The 20286-nt window shown below is 44.3% G+C and carries 16 protein-coding genes and 1 riboswitch; of the genes, 1 reads left to right on the plus strand and 15 read right to left on the minus strand.

Features of this window, described 5'->3' with window-relative positions; genetic code table 11:
- Position 1: 1 nt before the first annotated feature.
- The 8 genes from glmM to N518_RS0104280 form a co-directional block, all read right to left on the minus strand.
- Entirely contained in the window at positions 2 to 1348 is a 1347-nt protein-coding gene (gene glmM, locus N518_RS0104245; RefSeq protein WP_026444011.1) for a phosphoglucosamine mutase, read from the minus strand.
- 140 nt (positions 1349 to 1488) lie between these two features.
- Positions 1489 to 2955 carry an IMP dehydrogenase gene (guaB, locus tag N518_RS0104250; protein WP_026444012.1) on the minus strand — a complete coding sequence of 489 codons (1467 nt, stop codon included), beginning with the start codon at positions 2953 to 2955 and terminating at the stop codon, positions 1489 to 1491.
- Positions 2956 to 3128: 173 nt separating this feature from the next.
- Positions 3129 to 3491 carry a YkgJ family cysteine cluster protein gene (locus N518_RS0104255; protein ID WP_005405189.1) on the minus strand — a complete coding sequence of 121 codons (363 nt, stop codon included), beginning with the start codon at positions 3489 to 3491 and terminating at the stop codon, positions 3129 to 3131.
- 92 nt (positions 3492 to 3583) lie between these two features.
- Entirely contained in the window at positions 3584 to 4381 is a 798-nt protein-coding gene (locus N518_RS0104260) for an MBL fold metallo-hydrolase (protein WP_005405190.1), read from the minus strand.
- Between the two features lie 179 nt (positions 4382 to 4560).
- Positions 4561 to 5136, minus strand: a complete 576-nt coding sequence (locus N518_RS0104265; RefSeq protein ID WP_005405191.1) for a TMEM165/GDT1 family protein — start codon at positions 5134 to 5136, stop codon at positions 4561 to 4563.
- 90 nt (positions 5137 to 5226) lie between these two features.
- A riboswitch (yybP-ykoY riboswitch) is annotated at positions 5227 to 5384 on the minus strand.
- A 128-nt stretch (positions 5385 to 5512) separates the two neighbouring features.
- On the minus strand, positions 5513 to 7552 hold the full coding sequence (locus N518_RS0104270) for a 2-oxo acid dehydrogenase subunit E2 (protein ID WP_026444013.1): 2040 nt from the start codon (positions 7550 to 7552) through the stop codon (positions 5513 to 5515).
- A gap of 5 nt (positions 7553 to 7557) precedes the next feature.
- Positions 7558 to 10275, minus strand: coding sequence for a pyruvate dehydrogenase (acetyl-transferring), homodimeric type (gene aceE / locus N518_RS0104275; RefSeq protein ID WP_005024048.1), 2718 nt, complete (start codon positions 10273 to 10275; stop codon positions 7558 to 7560).
- 207 nt (positions 10276 to 10482) lie between these two features.
- Entirely contained in the window at positions 10483 to 11169 is a 687-nt protein-coding gene (locus tag N518_RS0104280) for a M23 family metallopeptidase (RefSeq protein WP_026444014.1), read from the minus strand.
- A 106-nt stretch (positions 11170 to 11275) separates the two neighbouring features.
- On the opposite strand from N518_RS0104280, the gene N518_RS0104285 reads away from it, so the two are divergent.
- Positions 11276 to 11716, plus strand: a complete 441-nt coding sequence (locus N518_RS0104285) for a DciA family protein (protein WP_005017837.1) — start codon at positions 11276 to 11278, stop codon at positions 11714 to 11716.
- Positions 11717 to 11814: 98 nt separating this feature from the next.
- Here N518_RS0104285 and lpxC read toward each other — a convergent pair whose 3' ends face one another.
- The 7 genes from lpxC to murG form a co-directional block, all read right to left on the minus strand.
- Positions 11815 to 12717 (minus strand): UDP-3-O-acyl-N-acetylglucosamine deacetylase, encoded by a 903-nt coding sequence (gene lpxC, locus N518_RS0104290; RefSeq protein WP_005405195.1) that lies wholly within the window; start codon positions 12715 to 12717, stop codon positions 11815 to 11817.
- 130 nt (positions 12718 to 12847) lie between these two features.
- A complete protein-coding gene (gene ftsZ, locus N518_RS0104295) occupies positions 12848 to 14032 on the minus strand; it encodes a cell division protein FtsZ (RefSeq protein WP_005404658.1) in 1185 nt (394 codons plus the stop codon).
- A 165-nt stretch (positions 14033 to 14197) separates the two neighbouring features.
- Positions 14198 to 15460 carry a cell division protein FtsA gene (gene ftsA / locus N518_RS0104300; RefSeq protein WP_005017834.1) on the minus strand — a complete coding sequence of 421 codons (1263 nt, stop codon included), beginning with the start codon at positions 15458 to 15460 and terminating at the stop codon, positions 14198 to 14200.
- 67 nt (positions 15461 to 15527) lie between these two features.
- Complete coding sequence (locus N518_RS0104305) at positions 15528 to 16385, minus strand: cell division protein FtsQ/DivIB (protein WP_005405196.1); 858 nt, start codon at positions 16383 to 16385, stop codon at positions 15528 to 15530.
- A 3-nt stretch (positions 16386 to 16388) separates the two neighbouring features.
- Complete coding sequence (locus N518_RS0104310) at positions 16389 to 17324, minus strand: D-alanine--D-alanine ligase (RefSeq protein WP_005405197.1); 936 nt, start codon at positions 17322 to 17324, stop codon at positions 16389 to 16391.
- Between the two features lie 52 nt (positions 17325 to 17376).
- Entirely contained in the window at positions 17377 to 18825 is a 1449-nt protein-coding gene (gene murC / locus N518_RS0104315; protein WP_005017818.1) for a UDP-N-acetylmuramate--L-alanine ligase, read from the minus strand.
- A gap of 13 nt (positions 18826 to 18838) precedes the next feature.
- Positions 18839 to 19936, minus strand: a complete 1098-nt coding sequence (gene murG / locus N518_RS0104320; protein ID WP_005024035.1) for an undecaprenyldiphospho-muramoylpentapeptide beta-N-acetylglucosaminyltransferase — start codon at positions 19934 to 19936, stop codon at positions 18839 to 18841.
- Positions 19937 to 20286: the final 350 nt, after the last annotated feature.

A 20286-nucleotide genomic window follows, 5' to 3' on the forward strand; every position in this document is an offset into this window, starting at 1 on the left:
TTTAGCTCTCCACAAGTACATCTGCCTGATTTTTTACGGCATTGGCCAGATGTTGAGCCAGTGCTTTTACTTCCTGCTCATTTTCACCCTCTACCATGACACGGATGACTGGTTCAGTACCTGATTTTCTTATTAAAAGCCGTCCTCTTCCTTCAAGCTGTGCTTCAGCTTTTTCAAATTCAGCAACCAGTGCAGGAATCGAATAAGGATCAATCATTTTTTCTAAACGAATATTAATAAGCTCTTGTGGAAAAAGCTCAAAGTCTGCAATCAGTTTATCCAGAGCCTTACCCTGCTCAACCATAACAGTTAATACCTGAAGTGCAGCAATAATAGCGTCTCCTGTTGTACTCTTATCCAAGGTAAGAATATGTCCAGAAGGTTCACCGCCAATCATCCAGCCATTCTCTTCCAGTGCCTGCAATACATAGCGATCACCGACTTTGGCCCGAACAAAATCGACACCGGCTTTTTTTAATGCCAGTTCCAGTGACAGGTTACTCATCAGGGTACCGGCAATACCCGCAGGTTTCTGGCTGGTTTGTGTCGCAAGAATATACAGAATATGGTCACCATCAATCAGGTTACCGGCTTTATCTACCATAACGACGCGATCAGCATCGCCATCAAATGCAATACCGAGGTCGGCATGTGACTGTATTACTGCTTTTTGCAAGTTTTCCGGATGAGTTGAACCACATTGCTCGTTAATGTTTAGGCCGTCTGGTTCATTATATAGAGCAATAACTTTTGCCCCTAATTCGCGAAAAACAGCAGGACCTACGTTATAGGCTGCTCCATTGGCACAATCTACTACAATTTTCAGGCCACGGAGATCATGATGGTAAGGAAAGGTGGATTTACAGAATTCAATATAACGGCCAGCTGCATCTTTTACCCGGACACTCTTACCCAGATTAGCCGTATCCTCAATACGAATTTCTTTTTCCAGTTCCGCATTAATTGCTTCTTGAAGCTCGTCTGGCAATTTTTTACCCTGACTGGAAAAGAATTTAATACCATTATCAAAATAAGGATTATGCGAAGCAGAAATGACGATCCCGGCATGGGCATGTAAAGCTCGTGTCAAATGGGCAATTGCGGGAGTTGGTAAAGGCCCAAGTAAATGTACATAAACGCCAGCAGCGTTAAGACCAGCCTGTAAGGCTGACTCTAAAATATACCCGGACAAACGGGTATCTTTACCTAGTACAACTAATGTTTTATCAGAAGGATTGATTCTTTTGAGTACCTTACCTGCAGCGAAACCAAGTTTTAAGGCAAATTCAGGGGTGATTGGGAGTTCACCGAATTTACCACGGATACCATCGGTTCCAAAATAGCTCATATTTTACTCACTTCTTATAGTTTATGGTTATTTAACCAAGCTGTTGCAAATTGGATTTACTTTACACCAAAACAAAAAAGCCGTCATAAAACTGACGGCTTTTTCTATAAGGATCAGGTCAAAAATAGCCCAATCATGATTTAACCCACACGGTAGTTAGGTGCTTCTTTAGTAATCGTGACATCATGTACATGAGACTCAGACATACCTGCTGCCGTAATTTTTACAAATTTAGCATTTTGGCGAAGATCATCAATTGTCACAGATCCGGTATAACCCATAGATGAACGTAAACCACCCATCATCTGGTGCACAATATTACCCATCGGGCCTTTATATGGTACACGGCCTTCTATACCTTCTGGAACCAATTTCTCGGCACCCGCTTTAGAGTCCTGGAAGTAACGGTCTGCGGACCCGGTCGCTCCAGCCATTGCTCCTAATGAACCCATACCACGATAGGCCTTATAGTAACGTCCCTGAAAGAATTCAACCTCACCTGGCGCTTCTTCAGTTCCTGCTAGCAATGAACCGACCATAATCGTACTGGCACCTGCACCAATTGCTTTGGCCATGTCACCCGAGAAACGGATACCACCATCTGCAATCAGTGGAATCTGTTCTTTAAGTGCACTGGCCACACTGTCAATTGCAGAGATCTGCGGCATACCAATACCGGCAACAATACGGGTGGTACAAATTGAACCTGGTCCAATACCTACTTTAACTGCATCTGCACCGGCATCAAGTAACGCCAGCGCAGCATCACCTGTGGCAATATTTCCACCAATGACTTGAACCTGCGGGTAGTTATTCTTGACCCAGCGGACGCGTTCAATTACACCGGCTGAGTGACCATGAGCAGTATCGACCACAATGACATCTACACCTGCCTCAACCAAGGCTTCAACACGGCTTGGTGTTTCGGCACCAGTTCCTACTGCTGCACCAACACGCAATCGGCCAAGGTCATCTTTACAGCTATTTGGATAAAGTTCAGCTTTACGGAAATCCGTTACCGTAATCAGTCCCTTAAGCGCATGCTGCTCGTCCACGACCAGTACTTTTTCAATACGGTGCTGTTGTAGTAAGGCCTGAATATTTTCTTTAGACTCGCCTTCCCGCACAGTCACCAAGCGCTCTTGTGGTGTCATAATATTACTGACAGGCTGTTCAAGATTAGTTTCAAAACGGGTATCACGGCCAGTAACAATGCCGACCACCTGGCCATCTTTAACCACAGGTACACCACTGATATTATTGGCTTGCGTAATCGCAATCAGTTCACGTACAGTGGTTTCAGGGGTAACTGTAATCGGGTCTTTAACCATACCGGCTTCAAATTTTTTGACACGGCGGACTTCTGCAGCCTGAAGTGCAATATCCATATTCTTATGCAGAATACCGATACCACCGTTCTGAGCCATGGCAATTGCCATACGTGACTCGGTTACAGTATCCATAGCTGCTGAAACAAGAGGAATATTAAGTTGAATACCGCGGGTCAAACGTGTCTTTAAGGAGACATCTTTTGGGAGAACAGTAGAGTAGGCAGGGAGTAACAAGACATCATCGAAGGTTAACGCTTCTTGAACGATGGTCAGCATAACAGTCTCACTGGTAATTTCCGTGAGCTATTATAAACAAATTTCTCCTCAAATTTCATTTTTCTCCCAGAGAATTTTTATTTCAGCGATTTCAGACTAGAGAAATCAGTATCTTCGCAGAAGCATTTTTGCCCATAGTTTTATCTATCTACTCGTTTTATTTTTATTTATGCTTAGCTAACCTGATCGTAGCTTTCATCATTGATTACCTGAGGTTCAATATTAATCAGCGGAATCATCCCATGCGCGCTTCGCGCTTTATTACACTGACTGTCACCAGCCTGAACTTCCTGGCAGCTTGAACTTCGCATACTGTAAATACTACAGCTAACCTGTTCTCCTGGCGTTCCTTCTAGTGCCTGACAACGTGGCTGGGTCTGGTTAGTCCCTCTCATGCATGAGTAAACTGGCGTAATTGGCTCTACCAGATGTTCAGGAATCTGTTCGCCTTCTGCCCAATAAAATGATACCCGGTAATAGGCACAGCAGGCACCACAGCTTAAACAGGCATTTTCATAAGTTACTTGAGACAACATTTTCTTATATTCTCGTTAGTCTAGATATTGGCTATTTCCAATAGCAGAATCTTAGAAAATGTTGTTTTTCTACTCAAGTATTTTTTAATATTTTAAGCCGGGCAGTGAAAAATACGCTCATCCATCAGATCAACGCCACACTGGAGTGTCTCAATCCAGTCCAGAAACTGTTTCACTTTTTCTTTGCCAATAAATGCACTGCCATGCTGTGGCACAATCATTTCAATATCCATTTTACGAACCATATTCACCCATAAACGGATAACCTTATTTGCACACATATAGCGCTGGTGAAAAGCTTTCATTTTAGGAATATGAGCTTCAAAGTCTTCAAGTGGCTGACTGGCATTCTCTACCATAGAAGCGCCCATATCACCTGAAAATAAAATTTTAGAAACCGGATCGTAGAACTGAAAATTACCCACTGAATGTAAAAAGTGAGCCGGAATAGCCAGTATCGCAGCATGTCCCAGCGCAATACTCTGCCCCTGATCTGGGAGCTCAACCAGACGGTCCAGCCAGTTACCTTTCATGCGGTCACTCATGAAGGCTGAGTTCAGATGGGGTAAGAAGCGTGCCCAGAGTTTTGATGCAACCACCTTGGCATCGGTATAAACCAGCCAGCGTGGCATGGAAGTAATAATATCCGGATCTTGGTGTGAAGCCATTACATAATCAAGATTGGCCAGCCGGGTGTAACGGTTTAATTCCATGGTCAGGGGAATATATGTTAAGTCGCCACCAGGGTCGAGAACCGCCGCCCGCTCATGATCAATAATCAGAAACTGATTGGCCTGTACACCTTCACCTTTAACCAGACTGGTAAAACTGATGCATTTATGTGTGCCGTTATCAAACAGCACCTGTGATGTGGTGCGATCTAAACTCATCCCCTACCCCAAATTGACTTCACAAGTTAAATTTTTAATTCCTTATTAAAATAATGGGATTCATTAAAACTTACAATAAAATAAAAAATTTAGTTTGTACTGCTCAGGCAGTTTTTTAAGCAGGCTCAAAATATAAAATACAGCCCGACCGGTATCTGCCGGGCTGTCATAAAGTTGGCTTAGAAAAAGTAATGCTGCACAATAGTAAAGATACCAATCGCCAAGAAGATAAAGGCACTAATCTTGTGAATTAGAGCTATGGGCAGCTTGTGTGCCAGCTTATCGCCAATAAACACTGCAGGTACATTAGCCAGAAGCATACCTAGCGTGGTGCCGGCTGTTACCCAGAAAATACTGTCAAAACGAGCTGCCAAGGCAACTGTAGCGATCTGGGTTTTATCACCAATTTCTGCCAAGAAGAATAATACAAATGTGGCACCAAATACTCCGTAGCGCTGCCATTTATTAATATTTTCAGTTTCATCATCCAGCTCGTCAGGAATCAGCATCCAGATTGCCATGCCAATAAAACCTGCTGCCAGAATCCACATCATTACAGTCGGGTCAACCATACGGGTAATAAATTGCCCTAATACTGCGGAAAGCCCGTGATTAATCAGCGTAGCAGCGAGAATGGCCAAAATAATAGGTAAAGGCTTACGGAAACGCGCAGCCAACAAAAGGGCCAAAAGCTGAGTTTTATCGCCCATTTCAGCCAAAGCAACAATCGCTGTTGATACAGAAAAAGCCGCCATACTACTTGGCATATTAGAGATTAAGGAGGTGAAAAAATCTGGCATGATTATTCTCTGGCTAGCGTAGTCCCATGACTTATCTCTCCCGCCAGCCATAATCAAGCAGAAAGATAAATCAAAGGTCTTGCCAACAAAAGAATTAAAGCTCGGGTTCTTTGGCTATGATGACCATGTTCTGTTGAACAATTATGTTGACCATCACCTATTTACTGGAACGTAAATAGCGGCTACTCCCCAATGAAGTAGGCCTAGTGTAAAACGAGCCAGCCAAATTTTCAAACCCCTTTTATTTTAAACCCGGATTTATACATTAATATTTTTTAATCGGGCTGATAAAAAGCCCCGCAATCGCAGGGCTTTTATCAAGATAAAGAGATTACAGCAATAAACTGCGAATATCCTTTAACAGTTTGGTCAGCTTATTGGTAAAACGTGCTGCATCAGCACCATTGATCACCCGATGATCATAAGACAATGATAATGGCAACATTAGGCGCGGATCAAAAGACTCACCATTCCACACTGGTTGCATGGTTGCCGGAGAAATTCCCAGAATTGCCACTTGTGGCCAGTTAACCAGCGGCGTAAATGCCGTACCACCGATTGAACCCAGACTGGTAATGGTAAAGTTGGCACCTTGCAGGTCTTTTGGAGACAGCTTTTTATCACGCGCCTTCTGGCTCAGCTCCCCCAGCTCCTGTGCAATCTGACGGATAGATTTCTGATCAGGATTACGTAGTACCGGTACAGTCAACCCATCTGGCGTAGCTACTGCAATACCCATATGAATTTCATGACGCAGCATTACTGCTTTCTGGTCATCAGCCAGATGACCTGCAAAATAAGGCTCTTCTTTTAACAGGTGAGCAACCGCCTTGGCGATAAAGGCCAAGATAGTCAGACTGATGCCTTCTTTTTTAAAGTTAGCTTTCAATTCACCACGCCATGCCTCAAGTTCGGTAATATCAGCCAGATCAAACTGGGTTACCTGAGGAATATAATTGTTGAGTGAAAGCTGTGGAACAGACACCTGCTGCAAACGTGTCATGGTTTGCAGTTCACCACCACCAAAAGCAGTAAAATCTGGCAAAGCTGGCAAACCTGAAACTACAGGTGCTGGAGTTGAGCTTGCAGGTTTTTGCACTTCAGTCAGACGAGTTTTGACATATGCAAAAACGTCTTCCTTCATTACACGTTCATGCGGACCCGATGCCTTAACTTGTGCTAATACTACGCCCAGTTCACGAGCCAGCTTCCGTACTGCAGGCCCAGCATAAACCTTGGCATTTTCAAGTTGCTGTTCTTTACTTAACTTATCAGTGCCCTGCTGTGGAGCTGACAAAGTACCAGTATCATTTTGCGGCTTAGCTACAGTCTGTTGCGTTGCAGCATCCTGCTCTTTAACCGCTGCAGCCTGTTTAGTTTTAACCGGTTCAGATGATTTCTCTATCTCTACTACAGCCAGTAATAGTCCCTGTTTAACGACCTGGTTTAACTCTACATGTAACGCCTTAATGATGCCGGCAGCAGAACTTGGAATCTCAACTGAAGCCTTGTCTGACTCAACCACACACAAGCTTTGCTGAGCCTCTACACGGTCACCGACTTTAACTAAAATTTCAGTGACTGTGGCTTTGTCTACCCCAAGGTCCGGTACAGTGACTTCAATTTTTGTACTTTCAGCACTACTACTATTTTCAACTGATGTAGCAGCCTGCCGTTGAGATGCAAATTTTTCTGTAGCAGACTGGACGGAAGGCTTCTCTGGTACAGGCTCGGCCGAACCTTCAGCGGTCCGTACAGTAATCAGCACCACACCTTCTTTAACGCTATCACCTTCTTTGACGGTAATACTTTGTACTTTGCCTGCTACAGTACTTGGTACTTCTACGGTGGCTTTGTCTGACTCAACTACTGCAATACTCTGGTCAACCTGAATATCATCACCTACCTGAACCAGCAGCTCACCCACCAGTGCTTTCTCTACCCCAATATCAGGCAACTTAACTTCAACCGTAGCAGCTGAAGATGAGCCAGATTCAGACGGTTGAGCAGCCTGGGTCGGAGAGTTTGGCTGATGGGATGAAATTTCCTGCTGAATTTCCCGGTCAGGTAATTCAGTTGGAGTATTTTCTGAAGTTTTCTGTGCTGCATCGGCTTCTTGAGCTTCAGTAACGCCACCAGATGTACCTTCTGCTTCAAGTTCAATCAATGCTGTGCCTTCAGTCACGTCATCGCCCTGATTGACCAGGATACTTTTAACTACTCCGGCTGAAGTGGCAGGCACTTCAACCGTTGCTTTATCGGATTCCAACACGACAATGCTGTCATCTACTTCAATATGGTCGCCTACTTTGACCAGAATTTCTGCAACATTCGCTTGATCTACGCCGATATCAGGTGTCTTGATTTGCATAGGGCTTAGTTCTCCTCACCTGATACTGGTTCTTGATATTCTGCAACTGTCTGGACTTCCGGATGAGCTTGAGGTGCCCAAGCTACCGGACGGTCTGTTTCCAGCTCAAAACTGGAAATAGCATCTTTAACCAGACGGTTTTCAACTTCACCTTCATCTGCCAGTTTTTTCAGAGTGGCAACCACGATATGAGCTGCATCTACACCAAAATAACTGCGAAGATTGGCGCGGGTATCAGAACGGCCGTAGCCATCTGTACCTAATGTAACGTAAGGCCGGTTATCTGGCAGATAAGCGCGGATCTGTTCACTATAAGTACGCATGTGATCCGTTGCTGCAACCACGATACCATCTGTACCACGCAGCTGCTGAGAAACCCAAGATTCTCGGGTTTGTTCATTTAACGGATGCAGGCGGTTATATTCTTCACATGCCATTCCATCACGTGCCAGTTCATTGAAGCTGGTGACGCTCCAGACGTTGGCATGAACCTGATATTCCTCACGCAGAATTTTAGCAGCCTTGATCACTTCACGCAGAATAACGCCTGAACCCAGCAACTGGACAGTGGCTTTATCATCTTCTTCAAGCAGGTACATCCCGCGTTTGATGCCCTCTTCTACACCCTGTGGCATTGGTGGATGTTCATAGTTTTCATTCATGAGTGTCAGGTAATAGAACACACGTTCCTGATTTACATACATGCGTTGCAAACCATCATGTACCACAACAGCCAGCTCATAACCAAAGCAAGGGTCATATGAAACACAGTTTGGAATGGTACTGGCCAGAATATGTGAATGACCATCCTGATGCTGCAAACCTTCACCATTTAGGGTAGTACGGCCTGCAGTTGCACCCAGCAAGAAACCTTGAGCCTGCGCATCTCCTGCAGCCCAGGCAATATCACCGATACGCTGGAAACCGAACATGGAGTAATACATGTACATCGGAATCATCGGCAAATTATTGGTTGAATAGCTACTTCCCAGTGCAGCCCAAGCACTCATGGCCCCGGCTTCGTTAATACCTTCCTGAAGCATATGCCCATCTTTGGCTTCACGGTAATTCATGAGCTGTTCATTATCTTCTGGCGTATACTGCTGACCATGTGCCGCATAGATACCTAACTGCCGGAACATGCCTTCCAGGCCAAAAGTACGTGCCTCATCCGGTACGATCGGAACAACATGATCTTTAATTGCTTTTTCTTTAAGCAATGCTGAGATCAGGCGTACCATTACCATGGTGGTAGATTGCTGTTTACCATTACTGCCACGTAGAACGCCATCAAAAACTGACAGTTCTGGAATATCCAGAGCATAGCTTTCTTTGCGTCGTGCCGGTAGATAACCTCCTAGAGCTTCGCGCCGTGCCTTAAGATATTTTAGCTCGGGAGAATTTTCGCTCGGACGATAGAATGGCAATTCTTCAAGCTGTTCATCATTAAATGGTAGATTGAAGCGGTTACGAACATATTTCAGTGACTCAAGCTGCATTTTCTTGATCTGATGCGTCTTGTTTACCGCTTCAATTTCTTCAGACAGTCCATAACCTTTTACCGTTTTAGCTAAAATAACTGTCGGCTGACCTTTGGCTTTGGTGGCCTCAGCATAGGCAGCAAAGACCTTGTACGGGTCATGACCGCCACGATTCAGATTATCAATATCTTCATCGCTTAAATTCTTTACCAGCTCTTCAGCTTCCGGGTACTTACCGAAGAAGTGAGCACGCGTATAGGCTCCACCTTTAACCTGATAGCGCTGATAGTCACCATCTACTGCTTCTTCCATTGCAGCTTTTAATGCACCAGAGGTATCTTTGGCCAGTAACGGATCCCAGTGGCGACCCCACACTACCTTAATTACTCGCCAGCCTGCCCCACGGAACAGTGATTCTAGTTCTTGGATAATTTTACCATTACCACGCACCGGGCCATCCAGACGCTGCAGGTTACAGTTCACCACCCAAATCAGGTTATCGAGCTTTTCGCGACCTGCCAATGAAATCGCACCCAGACTCTCTGGCTCGTCCATCTCGCCATCACCCAAGTACGCCCAGATTTTCCGGTCTTCTTCTTTAATCAGGCCACGGTTCATCAGATATTTCTGAATATGGGCCTGATAAATTGACATGATTGGTCCCAAGCCCATAGATACTGTCGGGAATTGCCAGTAATCTGGCATCAGATAAGGATGTGGATAGCTTGGTAAACCATTTCCGCCTACTTCACGGCGAAAATTGCCGAGCTGCTCTTCAGTGAGTCGGCCTTCCAGAAATGAACGTGCGTAAATGCCCGGTGCACAATGACCTTGATAATAGATCATATCACCGCCGAAATTATCACTAGCAGCACGGAAAAAATGGTTAAAACCTACATCATACAGGGTGGCACTAGATGCAAAACTTGCCAAGTGACCACCAAGATCATCACCAGTCTTGTTAGCACGTAACACCATTGCTAAGGCATTCCAGCGAATCAGAGCGCGAATTCTTCGCTCCATATCCTGATCACCCGGCATAGCAGGCTGTTCATCTACTGAAATTGTATTGAGATATGGCGTATTGAGACGCTGAATAGGAACATGTTTAGCTATCGCGCGCTGATACAATTTTTCAAGCAGAAATGCTGCCCGCTCTGTACCCATATGCTGTAGTACTGAATCAAAAGCATCTTGCCATTCTTGTGTTTCCTGTGCGTCGGTATCACCGTAAAACGCCATAACTCACCTTTCTCTTAATCTTCCTGTCTTATCCCCTATATGTATCATGTTTTCGTATAGAGCAGGTATCGCCGCAGGTGAATGCCATCATGGAGAATTATTCATAAGATAAATACCAAGTGACGTTTTATTACTCAGAATAACAAAAAATCGCCAATATAGGCGATTTTTCATACAATTCATATTAAAAGTGGTGATACTATAATTTTATGGCAGCATAGCAAGGTAAGTTGAAGGATTCTTGCGCTGGCCATCTTTGACTACTTCATAATGAAGGTGAGGGCCGGTACAGCGGCCGGTACAGCCAACATTTGCAATATGTTCACCCGCTTCAACACGGTCATCTACGCGGGCGACCAAACGTGAAGCATGGGCATAGCGAGTTAAATAACCATTACCATGATTAATTTCTACATACTGGCCATAGCCTGTACCCCAGCCTGATTTGGTCACAATACCTGGGCCAGTTGCATAGATTGGAGTACCACTAGGTGCAGATAGATCCAGACCTGAATGATTTTCAGCCCGGCCACCCATAACACGGCCACCGTAATTAGAACTGACACGTTTCATATCAGGTAGGGGATGGCTGACTAGCCACGAATAAGGATTACTGGAGTTATAAGATGGGGTCGCTTTAGTTCCGTACTTTTTTGCTAAAGATTCATTATTCAACTCAACAGTCTTCTCACGAAGAGTAATGCTGACATTCGTGTTTGCTGGAATATTAATATCATCCGGCTGAGAATATGAACCTTGAGCCAAAGTGCGGGTAAGTTCTTCAAGACGATCTGGTGATGATGTGGTACCGTTTAATTCAACCAGATCTGCAAATGCAACTGATGCAGCTGATGCGGCGAGTGAAAACGCTAGTAAAATACGACGCGTGTGCATAAAAACCTCATTTAACTGTTCTTACTCAAGGTTCCTTGTGATCTCTTCCTTGATATCAGCTGAAACAAGCGCATAAGATTAAGACATTACTATGTGGAAAATATGTATGTCAGAACCTTTCAACGTCTTTCAACAGACAAGAAAACACCTAAAAACAGGAAACTTAACGTTTCTTAAAGCGCAAGTTGCTGAATGGCAGAAACTTACGAAACTAATTCAACCGCTATTACCCCAACCGGAACAATGGCAAGTCGTGTGTTATGAATACGGCATTTTGACGGTAACTGGTGAAAATCAAGCCTTGATTAGTCAGCTCGGCTACCTGCAAAAGCAATATATTTCTAAGTTAGCTCAACATGCTGAACTGAAAGATCTGAAACAGATCCGGCCTTATCTCAGGTCTAGACAACCTGATACTCCTGTCAGAACTGCATCTTCTCAATCACTTGCACCAGAAACACAGGAAATGTTACGAAATGCTGCTGGCTTTGTGAGCGACCCCAAGCTTAGCCAAGCCTTGCTACGTTTGGCAAGCAATAAAAAGTAACATGGCCGCAATATACAATTACTTTAGAGAAGATATTTAGAGAATTATTTCACATTTTTACATGTTACGTTATAACATAACCATATAAAGACAATGACTTATGAAAGACTTACATAAGAAATTGGGCAGTCCTCAATGTCATTAAATGTTACAATTTCATAATTACTGGGATCACTCTGCACATTGCGTAGCAGCTGATTATTTAAAGCATGGCCAGACTTATAGCCATCGAATTTGGCAATGATCTGGTGTCCGAGCAGATATAGGTCACCTACTGCATCCAAGATTTTATGGCGTACAAACTCATCTGAAAAACGTAGCCCCTCTTCGTTCACTACGCCGGTATCATCTACACCAATTGCATTTTCAAGACTGGCTCCTAGCGCCAGATTATTTGCTTTCAGATAATCCAGATCTTTCATAAACCCAAAAGTTCGGGCTTCACTAACTTCATATACGAAAGTTTCAGTAGAGAAGTCAATCGTGGCAGATTGGTATTCTTTAGCAAATGCAGGATGATCAAAATCAATTGTAAAATTTAACTGAAAGCCATGATGGGGAGTAAAAATAGCCTGTTTGTCATCAATCAAGGCTTCAACCGGCTTTAAAATTTTAATAAACTTCTTGGGTGCATTTTGTTCAACCAGCTCACCTTGCATGAGTAAATAAATAAATGGACCTGCACTACCATCCATAATCGGCACTTCAGAGGCTGAAACCTCCACAATCAGGTTATCAATTCCCAAGCCGGCAATTGCACTCATGACATGCTCAATGGTTCCAACCTTGGCATTTTCCTGCACCAGGTTAGAACACATAAATGCTTCCTGGATGAGTAAGGCATCAGCAGGAATATCAACAGGAGGGTTTAGATCAATACGACGAAATATGATGCCGCCATCAATTGTATGCGGAACAAAGTTAATCATGACTTTCTGACCGCTATGCAGTCCAATGCCACTGGCTTTGACCATACGTTTGAGGGTACGCTGTTTCAACATTCGCTTTTTGTCTTCCACCTAAAAAACCGCTATACGTTAGCATATTTAGCCATTGATAAAAAACAAAAAGGTAGTGTTTGACCACTACCTTTTGTAAAGACATCAGCTTTTGTTCAAACTAGCTGCATTTTTACTTGCGTTGCTGGTTTTTCAGGTAATCCTGAATACTCATTGGTGAGGAACGCGGCGTAGAGCTTGGTGTAGAGGCTGCTGGAGCTTCTACAGCCTGACGCTTGCTGATAGCAGGCACATCATCTTCTTCAACAGAAACATGGGTGGTAGCCTGAGTGCGTGCTTGAGCTGACTGGGCCTGGCGTTTTGGCTCAACGGCATCAGCAGCATTACGGGTCAAACCGGTGGCAATGACTGTAACACGAATTTCATCACGCGCATCTGGATCAAATACCGTACCAAAGAATACCTCACCATCATCCAGATCCACGATCTGGTTAACGACATCCGTAATAATCTCGGTTTCACGTAAAGTTACGTCAGCACCACCTGTAATATTAATTAGAACACCTTTGGCATTCATGATATTAACATTATCAAGTAACGGACTACGAATAGCCAGACGGGCTGCGTTCTCGGCACGATCCTGTCCACTGCTACGCCCTTCACCCATCATGGCATAGCCACGGGTACTCATTGCAGTTTTCAAGTCAGCAAAGTCAAGGTTAATATGCCCTGGACGTACAACCAGATCAAAGATTGAACGTACTGCATTAAGCAGTACATCGTCTGCTTTTTTGTATGCATCCTGCATGGAAATATCACCAAACACACTGAGCAGGCGCTGGTTTGGAATGATAATCAGGGAATCGACATGAGCTTCAAGCGCATCAATACCCTTTTCTGCAGAACGCTGACGACGACGGCCTTCAAAGTTAAAAGGCGTGGTCACTACACCGACGGTTAAAATCCCCATCTCTTTAGCAATTTCAGCAACCACAGGTGCGGCACCTGTACCTGTTCCCCCGCCCATTCCAGCAGTCACAAAAACCATATCAGCACCTTCAAGATGCTGACGGATTACTTCGCGACTTTCTTCAGCGGCAATCTGTCCTACTTCCGGATTAGCACCTGCGCCAAGACCACGTGTACTTTGTTCGCCAAGCTGGATTTTAAATGGAGCGTTCATCCGGTCGAGAGCTTGTTTGTCGGTATTAGCACAGACAAACTTTACACCTTTGATATCGGACTGCACCATATGCTGTACAGCATTACCGCCACCACCGCCTACACCAAATACAGTGAAACGGGCCTGACCGTTGCTATCGCTTGGTTCATCTTCTATTAGTTCAAATGAGGACAACATGACCTTTAGATTTCCTAATTAAATTGTGGCAGTCACTTTAGCCCGTATACTGCCTTGATCTGTAAAAAATATTTTTTAGAATGCTGTGCAATGCTCACCTTGTCAAGTACACGGCTTTTCACTTACAACTTCCTAACAATATTCCCAAAAAACCCATACATCCTAGAAGATCGATTTTAGTTTGCTATTCAGGTTAGTCCATCCATTGGCAACCCGACTCCAGAATGGGCGCTTCTCTGTTTCTTCCGGCTCATCAACGGTTGCCTGCATTTCACTTTGGCTAAAAAGTAGCAAGCCTGAAGCAGTGGCATACATTGAGCGACGCAAAGAAGCCTGATGCTGTTCTTCTGCATACACCTGTAAAGGCGGATTACCTAAATGGGCGGATACACCTAACATACGGCGCGCCAGATTTACCATGCCTTCGATCTGGCATGCGTCCCCTGTAAGCACGACACCATGATACAAGCCATGAATTGCACCACTTCGTTCTAGTTCTTCTCGAATTTTAGAAAAAATTTCTTCATAGCGTGCAATAATAATTTCTGCAAGTTCAATGCGACTAATCGTTTGCGGACCATCAATCCCTTGTACCTGAATCATATGATCAGGCTTTACTGCATGCAAATCAACACAACCATGTAATATTTTAATACGCTCGGCTTCCTCAGTCGTTGTTTGCAGCACAGCAGCAATATCCCGGGTAACATGCTCCCCTCCTCGCTGCAAGGTATGAACCAGTGCTAAATGACCATCAAGATAGACCGCCAGATTGGTGGTACCTGCGCCTATATCGACCAGACAGACGCCATATTCTTTTTCATCTTTCAACAGGCTGCCTTCCGATGTTGCCAAAGAAGATACCACCATCTTCTCGACCCCAATATTTGCACCTTTCATGGCCCGGTCAAGATTTTGCATAGTGCTGATTGGCATCATCATTAGCTGATAATGTCCGGTCATACTTTGTGCTGACATGTTAATCGGATTTTGCACCCATTCTGGCGTGTCATCCAGTTCAAAACCTAATGGTACAGCACTGGCCAGATAGTAGTCTGCTGTTACATGGCTTGCCTTGGCTAGTTCCAGCGCACGCACCACTTCATTGGTGCTGATAATACGTTCCGGATTTGTAACAGGGGTACGGCCAGCCGCATAGAAACTTTTTAATTCTGTACTTGGTATAGACACCCAGGCCGAGTGGATACGGCATTCCGCCATATTTTCTGCTTCTGCGACAGCATTTTTTATTGCGGCAATGACTTTATCGAGACTGACAATTTTTCCTTTATTCATACCCCGGTTGCGAGCACTCGCCATACCAATGACCTGAATATTATCCGGAGCATGGACCTTACCAATTAAAACTGAAACTTTGTGCGTCCCAATATCAATCGCAACAACCGAGGGAACAGCTTCACTCATTACTCACTACCATTTTATGTTCGTTGTTTATATTTGGCCCAATGCCTCAATCTTATAAAGCCACGTATTATGGCTTTGCCCTTATTCCGCCTGCAATGCTTGTGTCATCAAACGTTACAACAAACTGACTATTTATAATTTTAGGTGGTGCTGCACTTTTCCACTGAATAGCCAGGCCATTACGATAACGCAGGTCAATTGCCGAGATTTTGTTCCACACTGGTTTTAAGTCAGTTTGTGCCAGATGACTCAAACGTTGCAGTTTACTCATAGTCTGATCTTGGTCCACGATAATACGAAGTCCAGAATCAAATTGCATAAACCAAGTCATACGTTCTGTTAAATAAAGTTCTTTTAAACGCAAATTGACTGGTCGAAATAATTGATTGATCTCATTGTAACGGCGCATCATCACCTTGGACTGACTGGCCGGACCATGAAGTAAGGGCAATTGCTGATGACTGCTATACACCGCCTCAGTAAAAATATCCCCACTGTCACTAAGCAGTCGTCCTGTTCCCCAACGGGCAATTGCGTGACGTGGCATAACACGTACCCGGATGGCATTTGGCCATGCACGTGATACGACGACTCTATCTACCCAAGATATTTCCAAGGCTTCGTCCCGGATCTGTTCCAGATCAGAGGTAAAATAGTTAGCCTGAATTACCGGGTCCAGATGTTTGACCAGCTGCTGCTGTTCAGCATCGGAGCGTGCTCCAACTACCTGAAGTTCAGCTACAGTAGCATCTGTCATAACCCGGTATAAACCATAAACTCCTATAACCAGCACCAAGCAGGCAATTACCAGCATCAGCCACCCACCCAGATTAGTAAGCTTTTCCTTCCGAGTTGGTGGTTTTTCATGAATAGAAGTAATTGCTGCCCGCGGTTTACGGCGCATAGAAGTCGGAAGCTGAGCCATGGCTTACTGGTCTACTCCATGATATTGCAGTGTTTGCTCCAAAATCGTGACACAAAGCTGGTCAAAATCATAACCCACAGCCTTGGCTGCTTTAGGAACCAGTGAATGGCTGGTCATGCCTGGTACAGTATTGACTTCAAGCAGCCAGAAATTACCCTGTTCATCCTGCATGGCATCAATACGGCCCCAGCCTTTACAGCCCACTGCCTGAAATGCACGCAAGGCCAGCTCCTGAAGCGTCTTCTCTTCAGCTTCACTTAAGCCGCAAGGAATACCATATTGCACATCATTACGATTATATTTAGCTTCATAATCATAAAACGCGACATCTTTTGGTGGCTCCAGACGGATAACTGGCAGGGCCTGGCCATTTAGCAATACGATCGTGAACTCACGGCCATTAATCCATTTTTCTGCCATGACTACAGCATCATGTTCAGTGGCCTTGGCCAAAGCTTCAGCAAAGTCTTCAGGTTTTTCTACCTTACTCATGCCAATACTTGAACCTTCATGTACCGGTTTAATGATGAATGGCAAACCAAGACTGGCAATTACCTCATCAGCATCGGCATCTTTGCTCACAATACGGTGTGGGGCTGTCGGCAGTTCACTGCCCTGCCAGACCTGCTTGGTTTTGATCTTGTCCATACCAATCGCAGAACCTTGTACCCCTGTGCCGGTATATGGAATATTTAACCACTCCAGTACACCCTGAATCTGTCCATCTTCACCGCCACGACCATGCAATACAATAAAAGCGCGGTCATAATTCACCAGTTCAGTGACACAACGTTCTTGTGGATCAAAGGCCTCGGCTTCCACCCCTGAACGTATCAATGCTTCAAGCACAGCACGACCACTATCTAACGAAACTTCTCGCTCTGCTGATTTCCCGCCAAGCAATACTGCAACTTTGCCGAATTTTAAAGCATTTGACACGTTGATATCCTTAAAGTTTTATCACTAATATTTTTTAAATGACCCAAAAGTCCTATTTCAGATAGAGCTGGTGATGAGCGAGTTCAAGTGAAATAGCCCCCACGTTACCTGCACCTTGGGTTAATAACAAGTCATTCGGTTGTAACACTTTTTGTATAACATTCTGCAGATTGCCTTCGACCGGATCGATCAGGATTGGTTCAACCTCGCCACGCAGACGGATGCTGCGTGCTAGCGATCGGCTGTCCGCACCCACTATCGGCTTTTCACCAGCAGGGTAAACTTCAAGTAACAGTAACTGGTCAACCTGTGAAAGTACATCGACAAAGTCATCAAAACAGTCTCGAGTACGGCTGAAGCGGTGAGGCTGGAACATCATAACCAGTCGACGGTCAGGGTGGCTCTGCCGTGCAGCCTTGATGGTAGCTTCTACCTCTTTCGGATGATGTCCATAGTCATCGACCAGCTTGACTGTACCCTGTTCCAGCCCAAACTCACCCTGAACCTGGAAACGGCGCCCCACGCCACTGAAACCTTCCAGTGCACGGCCAATTGCCGCATCGGATACACCTTCATCTGTTGCAACACCAATAGCTGCCAGTGCATTTAATACATTATGCAGGCCGGGCTGGTTAATCGTCAGGCGTAATGGCTCACGATCTTTACGTAATACCGTAAAGTGACTGCGCATGCCATCCTGTTCAACATCGACAGCGCGAATGTCATTGTCTGGATTGAAGCCATAAGTTAATAATGGACGCGCGATCCGCGGCATGATTTCACGAATATTGGCATCATCACCGCATACAACTGCCAAGCCGTAAAATGGCAGCTTGTGAAGGAACTGGATAAAGGTATCTTTCAGTACATCAAAACTACCGCCATAAGTATCCATATGGTCAGCATCGATATTGGTCACAATGGCTGCCATTGGCTCAAGATGTAAAAAGGATGCATCTGACTCATCGGCTTCAGCTACAATATAACGACTTGCTCCTAATGCAGCATTTACACCAGTACGGTTCAGCAAGCCGCCAATAACATAAGTAGGATCCATACCTTCTTCTGCCAGCATACAGGTCAGGAGACTGGTAGTTGTGGTTTTACCATGAGTCCCTGCTACTGCAATTCCATGACGGTAACGCATCAGCTCGCCCAGCATCTCGGCACGGCGTACCACTGGAATACGCTGTTCGATCGCGGCTTTGACTTCCGGGTTCTCAGGATCAATTGCGGTAGACACTACCAGTACACTGGCACCTTTAATATTATCAGCCGCATGGCCAATAAATACTTCAATACCATTTTCTTCGAGCTGAGCTGTGGTCTTCGAGGCCTTAATATCTGAGCCTGAAACGCAGTAACCCTGATTTTTAAGTACTTCGGCAATACCACACATACCTGCCCCACCAATTCCGACAAAATGAATTTGCTTGATACGGCGCATTTCAGGAATTTTAATTAATTCTTTAACTTGTTCAGCAGGAATAGAAGGAGACATAATAAACTCTATATTACAATTTTTTAATTAAATCAACCACGTGCTGAGTTGCATTCGGTTGTGCCTGTTGCCGCGCTTTGACTGCCATTTCAGTCAGTAACTGGCGGTTAAGTAAGGGCGCTAAAAGTTCTTTTAAATATTCAGGGCTCATGACGGCTTGCTGACAGATTTTGGCAGCACCCAAATCTGCTAGAAACCGGGCATTGGCAGTCTGATGATCATCTACAGCGATAGGTAAAGGTACAAATATGGCAGCCACCCCAGCAGTTGCGACTTCAGTAACAGTAAGTGCGCCAGCACGACAAATAATTAAGTCAGCATCACTATAAGCTTTGGCCATATCGGTAATGAATGGCTGTACTTCAACTTGTAAACTCGCTGGTGCTCCCTGATAGGCAGACTGGGTAAGTTCCAGCTGTTTTTGTCCACACTGATGAAATACCTTTAAAGGCATATCAAACTGTTTTAATACGGCAGGGACTCGCTCATTTAATGCTTGTGCACCTAGTGAGCCTCCCACAATTAAAATATTTAGCGGTGCCTGTGCAGCTGCACGCTGATCATAGCGCCATTTTGGATTTAGAATTTCAGCAATTTCTTTACGAACCGGATTACCGGTTGTGACCACTTTGGACTGTGGCGAAAAAGTTTCTGGAAATGCCTGACAGACTATTTTTGCAATACGAGAAAGCTGTATATTGGTAAAACCGGCTACGGCATTCTGTTCATGAATAATGACAGGTATACCCAATAAACGAGCAGCCAAGCCACCAGGTCCTGCAACATATCCACCAAAACCAGCCACCGCATCAATTTTTAGCTGCTTCATATAACGCATAGCACTAAAAGTTGCCTTTAAAATTTTAAAGGGGGCCATGAGTTTACGAAGTATGCCATTACCACGTACCCCCTGAATATCAATCTGGTAAATTGGAATTTTCTGATCTTGAAGCAGGCGGTTCTCCATACCCTGAGGAGTTGCCAACCATGAAACCTGAGCACCTTCTGATTGTAATTGTTTGGCAACAGCAAGCGCAGGAAAAACATGGCCGCCTGTGCCGGCAGCCATAATCATGACATGTTTGGAAATACGTTGTTGTGAGTCAGACACGGCTTAATTCTTCAATACTAAAATAATTCGACTGGGAACCAGTTTTTTGACCGCTAATTGTAATCACAAAGTTTAAGCTTCGAAAAGTTTATTTACTTTTTTTCACCAAGCATGTCATCGTTTTTTTCTTGGAATTTTAAAGTTTAAACTAGTTTTATTATTAACCCTATATAAATTCGTATAATTATCGAGAGTTTAATTTAATTAAAGATAAAATATCCCTTCTCGTTCTTTATTATGATTTTTCTCTTGAGTAAAGTTTTGTATAAGAGCTTTACTGATTCAAATATAAGATTAATAAAAATTAAAATTATCATATTATGCAAAAATTATAATTTTTTTATAGAATC

This window comes from Acinetobacter sp. UNC436CL71CviS28, from assembly GCF_000620525.1.
Taxonomy (GTDB): domain Bacteria; phylum Pseudomonadota; class Gammaproteobacteria; order Pseudomonadales; family Moraxellaceae; genus Acinetobacter; species Acinetobacter radioresistens.